The sequence below is a fragment of the Paenarthrobacter sp. UW852 genome (genome assembly GCF_024608385.1).
Classification (GTDB): Bacteria; Actinomycetota; Actinomycetes; order Actinomycetales; family Micrococcaceae; genus Arthrobacter.
This window is the reverse complement of sequence record NZ_JAMSGY010000001.1, coordinates 46,473-63,299: the sequence shown is the minus strand read 5'-3', so window position 1 is coordinate 63,299 and position 16,827 is coordinate 46,473. Positions and strand designations below refer to the sequence as shown.

Below are 16,827 nucleotides of genomic sequence, written 5' to 3'. Positions count from 1 at the left end.
CTACGGGGTCCGATAAGCCGTGAGCGGATCAGAGCTCGGAAGCCGGCACGCCGACTCCCAGGATGATGGGCTCGTCTGCGGGTGCCTTTTTGGCTGGTTCCACAGGGGCCTTAGCCTCGTGGGACGAACCTTGTGGCGCCGACGCAGTCACTTCATGGTGTTCAACGCTGGTTTCGTTGGCCGCACCTTGGGCCCTGCTTGCGCTGCGGTTACGGCGACCTCGGCGACTCCCGGACGTCGAAGCGGCTTCCCGATCCTGCTCAGCGGCCCGAGCCGGGGCAGCCACCTTCGGGGCAGCAACAGCTTCGCGGACGGCAGCTGGTTCCGCTTCCGCCTCCGGCGCCGCTCCCAGGTGGGAGAATGCCTCCGCCAGCAGATCCAGGCTCATTGCCGGTTTGGCCGCCTGTGGTTCGTCCTGGTGTTCAACGAACGGCAAAGCGACTTCTTCGCCACCGAAACGCAGGACCGGGGTGGAGCGTGCTTCCCGGACTGCTGCCTCGTGGGCCGTTGATTCTTCGTCGTTGCCATGAGCTACGGGTTCGTCGGCAGCCGTCTGATGAGTTGACCGCGCCAGTTCCTCTGCACGGTGAAGCTCGTCGTCGTGCAGGTGGGCAGCGTGTGCTGCAGCCGCGATGGTAGCCAACGCAGCGCGGGTTGCCTCGGCCTTTGCCTGGCGCGCAGGGTCCTGCGGTTCCGGGTGCGTTGGCGAGGCCGCGTGCGCGGCCGGCGCAGACTGAACCGGAGCGGGGGCTTCGGAAACAGCCTGTCCCCCACCCTTGCCTCGGCGGCGCTTCCGTTCCGTACGGGCCGCCGGCTGCTGCTGCGTCGATTCCGTGTGCGGGCGGTGGTGCTCAGCGGCCACAACGTTCGCACGGCGGTGTTCCACCGGCTCATCGTGTGTCACGACGCCACGGCCGGCGCAGTGCTCGCACTGCTCGCCGAAGACCTCGAGGAGGCCGGTGCCCATGCGCTTACGCGTCATCTGCACCAGGCCCAACGACGTGACTTCAGCGACCTGGTGCTTGGTACGGTCGCGGCCAAGGCACTCAACCATGCGGCGCAGCACAAGATCGCGGTTGGATTCCAGGACCATGTCGATGAAGTCGATGACAATGATGCCGCCGATATCGCGCAGGCGCAGCTGGCGGACTACTTCCTCGGCAGCTTCGAGGTTGTTCTTGGTGACAGTCTCTTCGAGGTTGCCGCCGCTGCCGGTGAACTTTCCGGTGTTGACGTCCACCACGGTCATGGCTTCGGTGCGGTCAATGACCAACGAACCACCCGAGGGCAGGAAGACCTTGCGTTCCAGGGCCTTGTGGATCTGCTCGTCGATGCGCCAGGCAGCGAAGATGTCCTGGTCCTTGGTCCACTTCTCGAGGCGGCCCACCAGGTCAGGGGCAACGTAGGTCACGTAGGCCTCGATGGTGTCCCATGCGTCGTCGCCGGAGACGATCAGCTTGGAGAAGTCTTCGTTGAAGACGTCGCGCACTACCTTGATGGTCAGGTCGGGTTCGCCGTACAGCAATTCCGGTGCAAGGACCTTGGTTGAGGAGGCTTGCCCCTCAATGCCCTCCCACTGAGCGCGCAGGCGGTTGATGTCGTGCGTCAGCTCTTCTTCCGAGGCACCTTCAGCTGCGGTGCGGACAATGACGCCGGCGTTTTCCGGCAAGCGGTCCTTAAGGATGCGCTTGAGGCGGTTGCGTTCGACGTCCGGCAACTTGCGGGAGATACCGGTCATTGAGCCGCCCGGTACGTACACCAGGTAGCGGCCCGGCAGCGAAATTTGGCTGGTCAGCCGGGCACCCTTGTGACCCACGGGGTCCTTCGTGACCTGCACCAGGACAGAATCGCCTGACTTCAGGGCGTTCTCGATCCGGCGCGGCTGGCCTTCAAGGTTGACAGCATCCCAATTGACTTCGCCGGCGTACAGCACGGCGTTACGGCCACGGCCGATGTCCACGAACGCGGCTTCCATGGAAGGCAGTACGTTCTGGACCTTGCCGAGGTACACATTGCCGATCAGCGAGTCCTGTTGTGTCTTGGACACGAAGTGCTCGGCCAGGACGCCGTCCTCAAGGACGCCTATCTGGATTCTGTCATCGCGCTGGCGGACGATCATTTGGCGGTCTACCGACTCGCGGCGCGCAAGGAACTCGGCTTCGGTGATGACCTGGCGGCGGCGGCCGGTTTCGCGGGACTCCCTGCGGCGCTGCTTCTTGGCCTCAAGCCGCGTGGAGCCCTTGACGCTGGCGACACGGTTGGACGGAGCCGTTTCGGTGATGGGCCTGGGGGCGCGGACACGGGTCACCGTGTTGGGCGGGTCGTCATCCGTGCCACCGGTCAGTTCAAGATCCTGGTCGCCGCGGCGGCGGCGACGGCGACGACGCGACGTCACGCCTTCTTCAAGAGCTTCCGCTGCCGGGGCTTCGTCGTCCTCGGACTCGCTGGGGCCCTCGGTTTCGTTCTCTTCGCGTTCGGTTCCACGCCTGCCGCGGCGGCCACGGCTCCGGCGACGACGGCGGCTGCCGGCGTCATCGAGCTCGTTGTCTGCGCTGGACTCGGCCTCTTCTTCGACTTCCCCGGCCTTCTCTTCCACGGCCGCAACGCGCGGGACGGTGGTGAGGTCCGGAGCCTGGAAAATCATGGACGTGATGGACACCGGCTCAAGGAAAAGGGACGTGGACGCGGCCGGCGTCTCCTCAGCGGGAGCCTCCTCGTCCGCAGGAACCGGCGCATCAGCAGCAGCCGGTGTTGCGGCGACTGGCTCAGCAGCAGGTTCGACGGGCTGGGAGCCGGGCTCCGGCGTCGTGGTTTCTTCAGCGGCCGGCGCCTCTGCTGCTTCAGCCTTCGGCTTTGCCGTACGACGACGGCGGACCGGCTTTTCGGGGGCGGGCTCGGCGGCAGCTTCGGGCTGGCTCTCGACTGCGGCGGCCTCGGGGGCACCAGCGGCTTCCTCGCCCAGGCCGGGGAGCGGCTCGGCAGGTTCTACCTTCTTGCGCGACCGGGTCCTGCGCACCGGCGGGGCGGCCGCTTCCGGGGTATCGGTCCCCTCGACAGCTGCAGGCACTTCAGGGGTGGGCGACTCAACCGCGGGAGTTTCCTTGGGCGCGGCCTTGCGGCGGGTCCGGGTGGTCTTCTTCGGCACTTCCGCTGTTTCCGCGGAAGCTGCCTCGTCATTAACGGCTACAACCTGGTCTTTATCCATATGTGGCAACACTCCTGCCCCAGCGACGCCGCCACATCCGGCGCCCGGTGGGGCAAATATTGTCAAAACCCGCAGGCGTTGACAGAAGTCGGTAGTTTGCCTTCCGGTTCGCACCATCATTGGGGTGCGGCAGCCCTGGAAAGCCGGTGGCCCTGTCCTGAAACCCGTTGTTCTGCTGCCACAACCAGGTGCCGTCCATTGTCATGGCGGGCCTACCGAGGATCACGGGATCCGGGGCATGCCCAGCTCATACTGGCGGTCTTGGGAACAAGTCACCGGACCGGATTCCGAATGTGGGTCGAAAACCGGCCATGTTCATTCTCTCACACCCCTGCACCTTCGCGGGGTAACCGCCTGTGTCGCCGCACTCCCGCTACAGGCTGGGGGCCTCCCCCAGCCTACGGCGCTACAATCCTCCCAAGAGCCCTTCCCGCCCCGCCGGGCCACATATCGAAAAGGATCAGATCCGCGATGCCGAGCACCGCCAGGGGAAACCTGGCCAAGAATGCCTCCACGCCAGTGGAAGAACAGTCCACCGTGCGCGCTGCACTGCCCAAGACCGTGCGGGACAAGCCCTTTGCCTGGCTCCTGCTGATCACCGGAGTTATTGGCTGGTTGGCCTCAGGGGCGTTGGTCCTTGAGAAGCTCGAAGTTCTGAAGGACCCCAACCATGTCACCGTCTGCGATGTAAATCCCTGGATTTCCTGCGGCAAGGTCATGGAAACTCCCCAGAGCTCGGTGTTTGGCTTCCCCAACATGTTCATCGGGATTGTCGCGTTCGCCGTGATCATCACTACAGCCATGGGGCTCCTGGCCGGTGCAAAATTTTCACGCTGGTACTGGTTGGGGCTGCAAACCGGAGTCACCCTGGGCTTCGCCTTCGTTGTCTGGCTGTGGTCCCAGGCCCTCTACGTCATCAACGTCCTGTGCCCGTTCTGCATGGTGGTCTGGGCCGTCATGATTCCTTTGTTCGTCTGGGTGACGATCCGGAACATCTCCACCGGGGTCATCAAAGCACCGCCGGCACTGGCCAAACTGCTGGGTGATTCCGGCTGGATCATTGTGGCACTGCTCTACGTCGCCGTTGCCGCCACGATTTTCTTCGCATTCCTTCACGTGTTCGCCGGGACGTCCGGCTACTAGGGAAGCACGCGCAAACTCCCGCCAGATGACGGAAAAGGCCAATGTTCGACTCGAACATTGGCCTTTTCCGTCATCTCGGTGGGGCGTTCTTAGCCCTCGAACCAGATCTTGATCTCGCGCTCAGCGGAATCAACGGAATCCGAACCGTGGACCAGGTTCTGCTGGACCGCCAGGCCCCAGTCGCGGCCGAAGTCGCCACGGATGGTGCCCGGTGCCGCAGTGGTGGGATCCGTAGTTCCTGCCAGCGACCGGAAGCCTTCGATCACACGGTGGCCCTCGAAGACCGCAGCGATGACCGGTCCGCTCAGCATGAACTCGACCAAGGGCTCATAGAACGGCTTGCCAACGTGTTCCTCGTAGTGCTGTTCCAGCAGCTCGCGGGTCGCGTTGACCTTCTTCAGCTCCGCCAGGGTGTAGCCCTTGGCTTCGATCCGGGCGAGGATGGTTCCGCCCAGGTTGCGGGCGACGCCGTCGGGCTTGACCAGGACGAGGGTCCGTTCAATGCTCACAGTTGCTCCAATGTGGTTGGTCGGTGGTTTTCATGCCAGTTTACGGGGTTTGGGTGCCTGCTTCGTCACCGTGGGCCGCGTCCCATTCCGCCTGCTCACGGTCCCGTTGCGCCACTTCGCGGTCGATGCGCATCCCTGCCCTGATCCCATACCACCAGCAGATGGCGAAGAGGATGCCGACAATGAACATCATGGGCTCGGCAAAGCCCGTCAGGATCAGGACCAGTTGCAAGGCCCAGCCGACTGCGATGCCCCAGGGTTTGGACAACACTGCGCAGGCCAGAACCAGCACAATGCTCAAGGCGATGCCCACGCCCAGGATAATCCCGGGGTCCACTTCACCCCGCTTCAGCCCGAAGACAGCCAGGGTCCCGAAGAACGCCACGAAGGCCTCCAGCAGAAGCACCGTGGACGCGAACATCACCTTGGTGGACCGACGTTTCTTCGGCATGCCCGGCCGCCATTCGCGCTGGGCCTTCGTCATCTTGGCCACGCTCAGGCACCTGCCTTTCCGAGCAGGATTCGGGCCTCTGCAACTACGGTGATCGATCCGGTCACCAGGACGCCACCGGCGAGGTCGTCGTTGGATTCAGCACGCTCCACAGCCCATTCGAGGGCGTCGTCGAGCTTCTCCGCGATATGTACGTTGTCCTCACCAAAACCGAGGTCGACGGCGAGTTCGGCCAGTTCCGCCGCGGGAACGGCACGTGCCGAGTTGGACTGGGTGAAGCAGAATTCCTCGGCGAGTCCGCCCAGGGACTCCTTGAGGGTTTTCAGGATCTCCTCGGCATCCTTCTCCCGCAGGATGCCCACTACCACCACCAACTTGCTGAAGCTGAAGGCCTCCTGGATGGCCTCGGCAGAGACCCGGATTCCATCCGGATTGTGGGCCGCGTCCACCACCACAGTGGGAGCGGTCCGCACCACCTCAAGGCGGCCGGGCGACGTCACCGTGCCGAATGCTTCCTTCAGCACCTCGGCGTCGAGCTCCTTCTCTCCCCCGCCGAAAAATGCCTCAAGGGCAGCCACGGCAACAGCGGCGTTCTCGGCCTGGTGGGCGCCGTGCAACGGCAGCAGAAGATCCTCGTAGCGACCGGCGAGTCCCTGGATGGTCAGGACCTGGCCACCCACGGCCACGCTGCGGGATTCAACGCCGAACTCAACGCCTTCGAAGCGGAAGGGCACGTCCACTTCGCGGGCCTTTTCCAGCAGGACCTGGGCCGCATCCACCGGCTGGGCCGCACTCACCAGGAAGCCGCCGGCCTTGATGATTCCGGCCTTCTCGTAAGCAATGTCCTCGGTGGTGTCGCCCAGCAGGTCCGTATGGTCCAGCGAGATCGGCGTGATGACCGAGACCTGGCCGTCTCCGACGTTGGTGGCGTCGGTGATGCCTCCCAAGCCGACTTCAATGACTGCTACGTCCACCGGCTGGTCAGCGAAGACCGCAAAGCCAAGGATGGTCAGGCATTCGAAGTACGTCAGCCGTGGCTGGTTCTCCGCGACGAGCTCGTTGTCAACGATTTCCAGGTACGGGCGGATTTCGTCCCAGATGCGGACGAACGTCGCGTCCGGCACAGGCTCACCGTCAATACTGATGCGCTCAGTGACCTTTGACAGGTGCGGGCTGGTGTAGCGGCCCGTGCTGAGTCCGTGGGCGCGCAGACCGGCTTCGATCATGCGGGCAGTGGAGGTCTTGCCGTTGGTGCCTGTGATGTGGATGATTGGGAAGGCCTTGTTCGGCTCCCCCAGCACGTCCATGGCACGGAACAGCGGCGCCAGGCGTGGCTCCATCTTGTTTTCCGGCGCCCGGCCAAGGAGTTCCGCGTAGACGCTTTCCACCGAAAATTCGTCAGTCATGATCAGGCCCCTGCCTTTGCCACGGTGACCTGCGGTTCGTCGACGCCGGCAACCAGGACTTCGAGTTCCAAGGTGAGTGTCTCGGTCTTGACCAGCTCAGCGTTGGCTTCCAGGGCGTCAACAACGTCCTGCGCGGCACGAACAGAGGTGCGGATGCGGTCACTGACATTGAGTCCAGCGTCCTTGCGTGCCTGCTGGATGGCACGGACCATGTCGCGGGCCAGTCCCTCGGCGGCAAGTTCCGGCGTGACCTCGGTGTTGAGGACCACAAAACCGCCACCGGGCAGGACGGCAGCAGCGGCAGCACCGCCGTCGGCCGACTGGGCCACCACTGTTTCCAGGGTGTATTCGTGGGGCTCGAGCTCAAGGCCGCCGGCCACCACGACTCCATCGTTCACGGACCAATCGCCCGACTTGGAGCCCTTGATGGCCTGCTGCACGTTCTTGCCCAGGCGCGGACCGGCAGCCCGGGCGTTGACCACGAGTTTCTGCTCGATGCCGAATTCTTCCGGCGAGGCAGAGGAAGCATCCATGAGGCGCACGGAGCGCAGGTTCAATTCATCCGCGACGACGGCGGCAAAGCCTTCCAGCGCATCCGCGCCCGGTGCCACTACAGTCAGTTCCTGCAAGGGCAGGCGTACGCGAAGATTGGCGGCTTTGCGCAAGCTCGAACCGGTGGAGCAGATCTGCTGGACACGGTCCATGGCTTCGACGAGTTCCGGGTTGGACGGGAACAACGCAGCGTCAGGCCAGTCAGCCAGGTGGACCGAACGTCCGCCCGTCAATCCGCGCCAGATCTCCTCGGAGACAAGCGGGAGCAAGGAGGCGGAGACACGGCAGATCGTTTCGAGGGCCGTGTACAGGGCGTCGAAGGCATCAACGTTCTCGTCGAAGAAGCGCTGGCGGCTGCGCCGGACGTACCAGTTGGTGAGCATGTCCAGGTAGCTGCGGAGTTCGTCGCAGGCACCTGAGATGTCATAGCTGTCCAGGCTTGCCGTGACGTTGCGCACCAGGTCCCCCGTGTTGGCCATGAGGTACTGGTCCAGCGTGTCGGAGTAGCCGTCGTAACGCAGCTTCGCGTCGTAACCCGCACCGCCGTTGGCGGCGTTGGTGTACAGCGTGAAGAAGCTGTACACGTTCCACAGCGGCAGGATGACCTGGCGGACGCCGTCACGGATGCCCTGTTCGGTGACGATCAGGTTGCCTCCGCGGAGGATGGGGCTGGACATGAGGAACCAGCGCATCGCGTCGGAACCGTCGCGGTCAAGGACCTCGGACACGTCCGGGTAGTTGCGCAGGCTCTTGGACATCTTTTGCCCGTCGGAGCCCAGCACGATGCCGTGGCTGATGACGTTGCGGAACGCCGGCCGGTCGAACAGCGCCGTGGACAGGATGTGCAGCATGTAGAACCAGCCACGGGTCTGGCCGATGTACTCCACGATGAAGTCCGCAGGGTTGTGGGTGTCGAACCATTCCTCGTTTTGGAACGGGTAGTGGACCTGCCCGTAAGGCATCGAGCCGGAATCGAACCATACATCCAAGACATCTTCCACGCGGCGCATGGTTGATTTACCGGAGGGATCGTCCGGGTTGGGCCGGGTCAGTTCATCGATGAACGGGCGGTGCAGGTCCACCTGTCCTTCGTTGTTGACAGGAAGCCGGCCAAAGTCCGCCTCAAGGTCGGCCAACGAGCCGTAGACGTCGGTGCGCGGGTACTCGGGATCGTCCGACTGCCACACCGGGATGGGCGAACCCCAGTAGCGGTTGCGGCTGATGGACCAGTCACGTGCGTTCTCCAGCCACTTGCCGAACTGGCCGTCCTTGACGTTGCCGGGGATCCAGTTGATCTCCTGGTTCAGCTCGGACATGCGGTCCTTGAACTTGGTGACTTCCACGTACCAGGAGGACACAGCGCGGTAGATCAAGGGGTTACGGCAGCGCCAGCAGTGTGGGTAGCTGTGCTCGTAGCTGGCCTGGCGCACCAAGCGGCCGTCGGCACGGAGAACCTGCGTGATTGGTTTGTTGGCCTCGAAGACCTGCAGGCCGACGATTTCCGCGAGGCGTCCGTGGGCGAACAGGGGAAGGAACCTGGCTCCCTCATCCACGGAAAGAACCACGGGGATGCCGGCTTCTTCACAGACTTTCTGGTCATCTTCACCGTAAGCCGGAGCCTGGTGGACGATGCCCGTACCGTCGGTGGTGGTGACGTAGTCCGCAACGAGGATCCGCCAGGCATTCTGGGTCCCGTACTTTTCGGTATCGGCGAAATCGTTCCAGAGCGGTTCGTACTCGAGGCCTTCCAACTGGGCGCCCGTGCAAGTGGACACTACAGCGGCAGCTGCGGCAGCGGCGTCGTCGTACCCCAGGTCCTTGGCGTAGGACCCCACGAGATCAGCGGCCAGCATGAAGCTTCCGGAAACCGGCGCCTCAGCGGAAGCGGCCTTCACGCCGTTCGGTCCGGCGGGCAGCACTGCATAAGAGATGTCAGGCCCGACGGCGAGCGCTGCGTTGGTGGGCAGCGTCCAGGGCGTCGTGGTCCAGGCGAGCGCCTGGACGCCTTCGAGTTCGTTGGAAAGCGCGGAGCCGTTGGCCTTGATGGGGAACGTGACCGTGACTGTTTGGTCCTGGCGGTTCTTGTAGACGTCGTCGTCCATGCGGAGCTCATGGTTGGACAGTGGCGTCTCGTCTTTCCAGCAATACGGAAGGACGCGGTAGCCGTTGTAGGTCAGGCCTTTCTCGTGCAGCTGCTTGAAAGCCCAGAGGACCGACTCCATGTACTCGACGTTGAGGGTCTTGTAGTCGTTCTCGAAGTCCACCCAGCGGGCCTGGCGGGTGACGTAGGCCTTCCATTCGTTGGCGTACTTCATGACGGAGGCACGGCAGGCATCGTTGAACTTGTCGATGCCCATGGCTTCGATTTGGGTTTTGTCCGTCATGCCGAGCTGCTTCATGGCCTCAAGCTCTGCCGGCAGCCCGTGGGTGTCCCAGCCGAAGCGGCGTTCCACGCGCTTGCCCCGCTGGGTCTGGTAGCGGCCCACGAGGTCCTTGGCGTAGCCCGTCAAGAGGTGGCCGTAGTGGGGCAGCCCATTGGCGAAGGGAGGGCCGTCGTAGAAGACGAACTCGTTGCTGCCATCCTTACCGGCATCGCGCTGGTCGATGCTGGCCTGGAAGGTGCCGTCTTCATCCCAGTATTTGAGGATGCGTTCTTCGATCTCCGGGAACTTCACGGAAGCGGACACGCCGTGCGTGCCGGAAGAAGACGCTGAGGCCTTGGGGTAGTGGGTCATCTCATATCCTGTGATAGCTGGTTGACTGTCAGGATGCGAGGACGGCTTCTGAGCTGCCTGTCGGCTGCGCAGGTACCGCGGTACCACCTCACTTACCGGGACGCAGGGTCCCGGCCTCTCATTACTGCTGTGACGGGCTTACCCGTCCGGTTCTACTGGGCGCTGGCCGCCACGTAGACGGTCTGTGCTGTTCTTCCGGAAGCTCACCGGTGATGGCCGGGTCAAAGCTTGTCCTCCAAGTCTAGCGGCAGCCGGGGTCCTTGCTCTACTCGGCAGTTCCTCCTCCGGATGGGCGTCACGTGACGCCCATGAATAGACTCGGGCCCATGACGCATCCCGCTGCTGCCGTTCCGGAAACCCGCACCACGCCAGGAAGGCCTTCCATTGTGTGGTCGGTGCTGGCCCTGCTCCTTATGGTCCCGGTGGCGGGGCTGTCCATCTTCCGTGCTGTTCCCGCTGAGTGGCCTCTGCCGGTGGTCCAGCTGCTGTCTTTCACCCCGTGGATGGTGCTGCCTACGGTGCTGGCATTGCTCCTCGCGGTACTGGGGCGGCGTGCCTGGGTGATATTCACCAGCACGGTCCTGCTTGCCGCGCAGTTGTTCTGGCTTTTCCCCTTTGATGCAGGAAAGGCGGAGTCCTCGTCCGCGGGGACTCCTGCCGCGGATATTAGGGTCATGAGCCTGAACTCCGAGTATGGCGGGGCGGATGCGGCCACGATCGTGGGGTTGGTCCGCGACAACGGCGTCCAGCTGTTGGTGATCCAGGAGTTCACTCAAGGACTGGAGGATCGCCTACGGTCCGAGGGCCTGGAGAGGTTGCTGCCCCAACACCTCAGCAAACCCAATGACGACGCATCGGGCGGCGCGGTGTATTCGGTGTTTCCGTTGGAAGCCGAGGGACAACTGCCGGACACCCCGTTCACCATGGACGTCACCCGCGTCCAAGTGGCCGATCCGGCCGCCGGTGCCACGGCCACGTTGCACCTAACCAATGTGCACACTCTTCCTCCTGTGGATGAGCGCATAGCCCAGTGGCGGAGCGACCTTGCGAAGATCGCCCGCCAGGCAGCCCGGCCCGGCAACCAGCTACTCATGGGCGACTACAACTCCACCTATGACCATTCGGAGTTCCGGGCCTTGCTGGACTCCGGACCGGACGGACGCAAACTGGTGGATGCAGGGACAGCCGCAGGTGCCCGGTTCTCCCCCACGTGGCCGATGGAGGGGCCACCGCTTCCGGGGATCGTCATCGACCACATGGTGACAACGCCCCGGATCAGCAGCAGCAACTACTCGGTCCGCCAGGTTCCCGGCAGCGACCACGCAGCCATCATGGCCACACTTGGCGTCCCCGCGGGCTAACTCGTTCTTTACCCGCTAAGCCGTCGCTGGCTTGCAACGGTTTGGCGGGCCGGCGACGGTTTAGGCCTGGTTCCGGATCAGTTTGTGGTTGGCGGCCTGGGCTACCGGGCGGACCACGATCTGGTCGAGGTTGATGTGGTGCGGCAAGGAGACGGCGTACTTTACGACGTCGGCCACGTCCGCAGCGGTCAGGGGCTTCTCGACGCCCTCGTACACCTTGGCAGCGGCGTCCTTGTCGCCCAAGCGGTTAAGGGCGAACTCCTCCGTGTGCACAAGACCGGGAGCGACCTCTATGACCCGGACGTTGTTGCCAACCTCTTCCAGGCGCAGGGCATTGGTCATGGCGTGCTGGGCGAACTTGGCCGCGTTGTAGCCGGCACCGCCTTCGTAGGCGGACAGCCCGGCCGTCGAGGTCAGGTTGAGGACAGTTCCTTCGCCGTTGTCGCGCAGCATCGGCAGGAACGCCCGCGTGATTTTCATGGTGCCCAGGACGTTTACCTGGTACATCCAGTCCCAGTCCTCGGTGTCGGCGTTCGCGATGATGTCCGCGCCACGGGCACCGCCGGCGATGTTAATGAGGGTGTCCGCACCTCCGGCTTCGGTGACGGCCGCGAGCAAGGCCGCAACGTCGTCGTCGACCGTGATGTCAGCCGGGAACGGCACGGCGCCGGTTTCGGCACCCAGGGCACCAAGGCGGTCAGCCCTGCGTGCCACCGCGAAGACCTTCCAGCCGGTGGAAGCCAACGCCCTCACGGTGGCTTCTCCGATGCCGGTGCTCGCCCCCGTAACGACGGCGGTTTTGTTCTGGACGGCGGGGGTCTGGTGTGCTGCCAAAGTCATGGCACTACCCTATCGGGCGTGCGGGGTCACCGGACGGCGGGTTGTAACGCCGGGCCATGAAACAATTGGTCCATGGCTGAATCAACGCAGGGTACAGACACGCCCGCCACCGCCCCCATCAACGTTCCCGACAAGCCGGCCCTTGAAGGCCTCGAGGCTGCCCTCACGCAGCGCTGGCTGAGCGAGGGAACCTACAAGTTCAACCCGGACACCACCCGGGAGCAGGTCTACTCGATCGACACTCCCCCGCCGACGGCATCAGGCTCCCTCCACGTGGGCCACATGTTCTCCTTCACCCAGACCGACGTCCAGGCCCGCTACATGCGCATGACGGGCAAGAACGTGTTCTACCCCATGGGCTGGGACGACAACGGGCTGCCCACCGAGCGCCGTGTCCAGAACTACTACGGTGTGCGCTGCGATCCCGCCGTTCCCTACAAGGCTGACTACACGCCCCCGGCTCAGCCGGCCAAGAACCAGCGCGATTTCGACGTCGTTTCGCGCCAGAACTTCATCGAACTGTGCGAGGAACTCGCCGTTGAGGACGAGAAAGTCTTCGAGAACCTGTTCCAGACCCTGGGCCTGTCCGTGGACTGGGACCTGACATACCGCACCATCGACGACACCTCCCGCGCCGTGTCGCAGCGCGCCTTCCTCGCGAACCTGTCCGCCGGAGACGCCTACATGGCCGAGGCACCGACACTGTGGGACGTTACCTTCCGTACCGCTGTAGCGCAGGCCGAGCTCGAGGACCGCGAAGTTGCCGGCGCCTACTACCGCTACCCCTTCTTCACCGAAGACGGCGAAAAGATCTTCATCGAGACCACCCGCCCGGAACTGCTTGCTGCCTGCGCAGCTCTGGTGGCAAACCCCGACGACGAGCGCTACCAGCCGCTGTTCGGCAAGACAGTAAAGTCTCCCCTCTTCGACGTGGAACTTGAGGTCAAGGCCCACCCGCTCGCCAAGGCGGACAAGGGTTCCGGCATCGCTATGGTGTGTACGTTCGGTGACCTGACCGACGTCACCTGGTGGCGTGAACTCCAGCTCCCCACGCGAGCCATCATGGGCCGCGACGGCAGGATCATCGCCGACACCCCGGAGTGGATCAATACCGAAGCCGGCAAGGAAGCCTACGCAGCCATCGCCGGCAAGACCGCTTTCTCCGCCAAGGAAGCCGTGGTGGAACTGCTCAAGGCCGCCGATCTGCTCGATGGCGAACCCAAGAAGATCACCCACCCTGTGAACTTCTTCGAGAAGGGCGACAAGCCCCTCGAAGTGGTGACGTCCCGTCAGTGGTACATCCGCAACGGTGGCCGCGACGAGGAACGCCGGGAACGGCTGATCGGCCGTGGCCAGGAGATCACCTTCCACCCGGCCTTCATGCGCTCCCGCTACGAAAACTGGATCGCCGGCCTGAACGGCGACTGGCTCGTATCGCGCCAGCGCTTCTTCGGTGTGCCCATCCCCGTCTGGTACCCGCTGGACGCCCAAGGCAACCCGGACTACGACAACCCCATCCTGCCCTCTGACGACATGCTGCCGGTGGACCCCGCCGCCGACGCCGCTCCCGGCTTCGAGGAATCGCAGCGCGACCAGGCCAACGGCTTTACGGGTGACGCCGATGTCCTGGACACTTGGGCCACATCTTCCCTCACCCCGCAGATTGTGGGCGGTTGGAGCCGCGACGAGGACCTGTTCTCCAAGGTCTACCCCTTCGACCTCCGTCCCCAAGGCCACGACATCATCCGCACCTGGCTATTCTCCTCGGCCGTCCGTGCGGATGCCTTGCAGAAGAGCGCCCCCTGGAAGCATGCGGCCATTTCCGGCTGGATCCTGGACCCGGACCGTAAGAAGATGTCCAAGTCCAAGGGCAATGTTGTGGTGCCCACGGATGTGCTTAACGAGTACGGCTCTGACGCTGTCCGTTATTGGGCTGCATCAGCCAAGCTTGGCGCCGACACCGCGTACGAGATCGCGCAGATGAAGATCGGCCGCCGCCTGGCCATCAAGTTGCTCAACGCCTCGAAGTTCGTGCTGAACCTCGGTGCCACGGAGAACTCGGTTGTCACCACCGACCTTTCGGTACTGACCAACCCGCTGGACCGCGCGCTGCTCGCCCAACTCTCGGATGTCGTCGCGCAGTCAACCAAGGCGTTTGAAAACTACGACTACGCCCGTGCGCTCCAGATCACGGAATCGTTCTTCTGGCAGTTCACGGACGATTACGTGGAGCTCATCAAGGACCGCGCCTACGGTGCCGCCGGCGAAGCAGAACAGGCCTCCGTGCTTGCAGCGCTGGCAACCACGCTGGACGCACTCCTGCGCTTGTTCGCGCCGTTCCTGCCCTTCGCTACCGAAGAAGTATGGGGTTGGTGGCGCACCGGTTCGGTCCACCGTGCGGCATGGCCCGCCGCCGTGGAAATCACCGACGGCGATACCACCATGCTCAGCACCGTGGGCGTTGCCCTCAGCGGTATCCGGAAAGCCAAGTCCGAAGCCAAGGTCAAGCAGCGCACCGAGGTACTCTCAGCAGCCATCACCGCTCCTGAGGTACTCGTAGCCCAGTTGAAGGCTGGCCTCGGTGACCTGAAGGCAGCTGCCAACGCCAAGGAAATCACGCTCCAGTCCGGCGAAGGCGACCTGACCGTCAGTGATGTTGTCCTGGCACCCGTGGAGGACGTTACAGCGTCCTAGCAGCCAGGATCCGCGTTAGCGGCATCGTGCCCGTTTTGGGCAAAGGGGAAGCCCCATCAGCGTTTTGCCGTTGGTGGGGCTTCGACTTTTCGGCTGCTTGGTGACGGCTTGGCAGTCTGGCGGAATCCTTGGAATTTCAGGTCTTCCTACCTCGTCACTGGTAGCTTGCTTCCAACTTCGCCGAAGGCTGCGTTGGTTGCATATCACTGAATCTTTGGTTTCCGTGTCCCTCTTCTTTCGAAGTGGGTAAGAACCATTGTTGTCCCGCTGCGGGCGATGCACAAGGCCTTCGGAAGAACTACAGAACTGTAGTTCGTCGAGGGCTTTTTGCTCCCTCTTTCTGTGGGTTCGCCCCGCCATGTGGCAGAGTATGACCATGCCGGAACTCCCCGAAGTGCACGGGCTGTGCATGTACCTGGACACCCAACTCCATGGCGCCGTGCTCACCGAGGTCCGCATCAACTCGTTCTCGGCGCTCAAGACAGCCGACCCGCCCTACAGCGCCCTCGAAGGCAGGACCGTTCGAGGGGTCCGACGCATCGGGAAGTTCGTGTGCATCGATGTCGAAGGCCTGTTCTTCGTGTTCCACTTGGCGAAGGCCGGCTGGGTGCGCTACACGGAGCACCCATCATCTGCCGGACTGCGCATGGGGAAAAGCAACATCGCGGCGCGACTGTGGCTTCACCGGCCTTCCGACGACGCGCACATCGGCTTGGACCTGACCGAAGCCGGAACCAAGAAGAGCCTGGCTATCTATGTGGTCAAGGATCCCCATGACGTACCGGGTATCGCTACCCTGGGGCCCGAGCCGCTCAGCCCGGACTTCGACGTCGACACTTTCGCAGCCATTCTCGCGTCCAGTTCGCAACAGATCAAAGGGTTGCTCCGCAGCCAGGGCGTCATTGCCGGAATCGGGAACGCCTACAGCGACGAAATCCTCCACGCCGCCAAGATCTCTCCCTTCGCAAGCGCGAAGTCACTGGACCAGACGACCGTGGCGCGACTCTACGCCTCCATGCAGGACGTCCTGGTGAGTGCCGTCAACGCCGCGGCCGGCAAGCCATCCAGTGAACTCAAAGACACCAAGCGCAGCAATTTCCGTGTGCACGCAAGGACAGGACAACCGTGCCCGGTCTGTGGGGATACAGTCAGGGAGGTGTCCTTCGCGGACACCTCCCTGCAGTATTGCGCTACGTGCCAGACCAACGGCAAGATCCTCGCCGACCGGAGGACATCACGGTTCCTGAAGTAGCTGGATTATTTCCGGCTAGCTGAATTCGGGGCTTTCCGAGCGGCTGCGCTTCAGCTCGAAGAAGTGTGGGTAGTCAGCCAAAGTGACCGTGGCGTCCCACAGCTTACCGGCCACTTCGCCGCGCGGAATCCGGGTCAGGACCGGGCCGAAGAATGCTGTTCCGTTGAACGCAACCACCGGGGTACCCACATCCTGGCCTACCAGGGAGATACCGGCTTCGTGGCTTTCGCGCAGCTTGGCGTCATACTCGTCCGACTCTGCGAAACGTGCCAGCTCTGCAGGAAGGCCTACCTCGGCCAACGCCTTCTGGATGACGGAGGCGCGGTCCTTGTTGCCTTCATGGTGGATCTGCTCCCCCATGGCGTCGTAGAGGGGCTTGACGTAGCTGTCGCCGTGCAGTTCCTGGGCGGCAATGATGACACGGACAGGTCCCCAGCTGTTGTCCATCATGGCGCGGTACTCGTCGGGCAGGTCACGGCCTTCGTTGAGGACCGAGAGGCTCATGACATGCCATTCAGTCTCAATTCCACGAACCTGCTCCACTTCCCCGATCCAACGTGACGTGATCCACGCGAACGGGCAGACGGGGTCGAACCAGAAATCAGCTTTGTTGGCGGTCTGTTCGGGCACAGGGAACTCCTCGGAAAGGTGGGAAGGTGGTTGGCTGGCGACTCCGGCG

General features: G+C 63.5%; 11 protein-coding genes. 4 read left to right on the top strand and 7 right to left on the bottom strand.

The features are described 5' to 3' along the window. Nucleotides 1-28 precede the first annotated feature (28 nt). Nucleotides 29-3,205: an Rne/Rng family ribonuclease gene (locus tag NEK97_RS00320; RefSeq protein WP_257367936.1), complete on the bottom strand. Its 3,177-nt coding sequence runs from the start codon at nucleotides 3,203-3,205 to the stop codon at nucleotides 29-31. 471 nt (nucleotides 3,206-3,676) lie between these two features. On the opposite strand from NEK97_RS00320, the gene NEK97_RS00315 reads away from it, so the two are divergent. Continuing rightward, nucleotides 3,677-4,348 carry a vitamin K epoxide reductase family protein gene (locus NEK97_RS00315; protein WP_257367935.1) on the top strand — a complete coding sequence of 224 codons (672 nt, stop codon included), beginning with the start codon at nucleotides 3,677-3,679 and terminating at the stop codon, nucleotides 4,346-4,348. A gap of 89 nt (nucleotides 4,349-4,437) precedes the next feature. Here the strand turns inward: NEK97_RS00315 and ndk are convergent, their stop codons facing one another. From ndk to ileS, 4 genes are read right to left on the bottom strand one after another with little or no spacing between them, the layout of a single operon-like run. Beyond that, complete coding sequence (gene ndk, locus NEK97_RS00310; RefSeq protein WP_062069281.1) at nucleotides 4,438-4,857, bottom strand: nucleoside-diphosphate kinase; 420 nt, start codon at nucleotides 4,855-4,857, stop codon at nucleotides 4,438-4,440. A gap of 40 nt (nucleotides 4,858-4,897) precedes the next feature. Next, complete coding sequence (locus NEK97_RS00305) at nucleotides 4,898-5,350, bottom strand: DUF4233 domain-containing protein (protein ID WP_257367934.1); 453 nt, start codon at nucleotides 5,348-5,350, stop codon at nucleotides 4,898-4,900. A gap of 2 nt (nucleotides 5,351-5,352) precedes the next feature. Beyond that, nucleotides 5,353-6,714, bottom strand: a complete 1,362-nt coding sequence (locus NEK97_RS00300; protein WP_257367933.1) for a folylpolyglutamate synthase/dihydrofolate synthase family protein — start codon at nucleotides 6,712-6,714, stop codon at nucleotides 5,353-5,355. A gap of 2 nt (nucleotides 6,715-6,716) precedes the next feature. Further along, on the bottom strand, nucleotides 6,717-10,001 hold the full coding sequence (ileS, locus tag NEK97_RS00295) for an isoleucine--tRNA ligase (RefSeq protein ID WP_257367932.1): 3,285 nt from the start codon (nucleotides 9,999-10,001) through the stop codon (nucleotides 6,717-6,719). A 326-nt stretch (nucleotides 10,002-10,327) separates the two neighbouring features. Between ileS and NEK97_RS00290 the strand changes: the two genes are divergently transcribed. Next, complete coding sequence (locus NEK97_RS00290; RefSeq protein WP_257367931.1) at nucleotides 10,328-11,362, top strand: endonuclease/exonuclease/phosphatase family protein; 1,035 nt, start codon at nucleotides 10,328-10,330, stop codon at nucleotides 11,360-11,362. Between the two features lie 60 nt (nucleotides 11,363-11,422). On the opposite strand, the gene NEK97_RS00285 is transcribed toward NEK97_RS00290, so the two are convergent. Next, nucleotides 11,423-12,202, bottom strand: a complete 780-nt coding sequence (locus tag NEK97_RS00285; RefSeq protein ID WP_257367930.1) for an SDR family oxidoreductase — start codon at nucleotides 12,200-12,202, stop codon at nucleotides 11,423-11,425. A 72-nt stretch (nucleotides 12,203-12,274) separates the two neighbouring features. On the opposite strand from NEK97_RS00285, the gene valS reads away from it, so the two are divergent. Then, nucleotides 12,275-14,896 carry a valine--tRNA ligase gene (valS, locus tag NEK97_RS00280; protein WP_257367929.1) on the top strand — a complete coding sequence of 874 codons (2,622 nt, stop codon included), beginning with the start codon at nucleotides 12,275-12,277 and terminating at the stop codon, nucleotides 14,894-14,896. A 376-nt stretch (nucleotides 14,897-15,272) separates the two neighbouring features. Continuing rightward, nucleotides 15,273-16,148 (top strand): Fpg/Nei family DNA glycosylase, encoded by an 876-nt coding sequence (locus tag NEK97_RS00275; RefSeq protein WP_257367928.1) that lies wholly within the window; start codon nucleotides 15,273-15,275, stop codon nucleotides 16,146-16,148. 15 nt (nucleotides 16,149-16,163) lie between these two features. On the opposite strand, the gene NEK97_RS00270 is transcribed toward NEK97_RS00275, so the two are convergent. Beyond that, on the bottom strand, nucleotides 16,164-16,778 hold the full coding sequence (locus NEK97_RS00270) for a DsbA family protein (protein WP_257367927.1): 615 nt from the start codon (nucleotides 16,776-16,778) through the stop codon (nucleotides 16,164-16,166). Nucleotides 16,779-16,827: the final 49 nt, after the last annotated feature.

Coding starts and splice junctions, on each gene's coding strand:
- NEK97_RS00315 (WP_257367935.1), top strand. CDS start 3,677: ATGCCGAGCACCGCCAGGGGAAACCTGGCCAAGAATGCCTCCACGCCA.
- valS (WP_257367929.1), top strand. CDS start 12,275: ATGGCTGAATCAACGCAGGGTACAGACACGCCCGCCACCGCCCCCATC.
- NEK97_RS00320 (WP_257367936.1), bottom strand. CDS start 3,205: ATGGATAAAGACCAGGTTGTAGCCGTTAATGACGAGGCAGCTTCCGCG.
- NEK97_RS00290 (WP_257367931.1), top strand. CDS start 10,328: ATGACGCATCCCGCTGCTGCCGTTCCGGAAACCCGCACCACGCCAGGA.
- NEK97_RS00285 (WP_257367930.1), bottom strand. CDS start 12,202: ATGACTTTGGCAGCACACCAGACCCCCGCCGTCCAGAACAAAACCGCC.
- NEK97_RS00300 (WP_257367933.1), bottom strand. CDS start 6,714: ATGACTGACGAATTTTCGGTGGAAAGCGTCTACGCGGAACTCCTTGGC.
- ileS (WP_257367932.1), bottom strand. CDS start 10,001: ATGACCCACTACCCCAAGGCCTCAGCGTCTTCTTCCGGCACGCACGGC.
- NEK97_RS00275 (WP_257367928.1), top strand. CDS start 15,273: ATGCCGGAACTCCCCGAAGTGCACGGGCTGTGCATGTACCTGGACACC.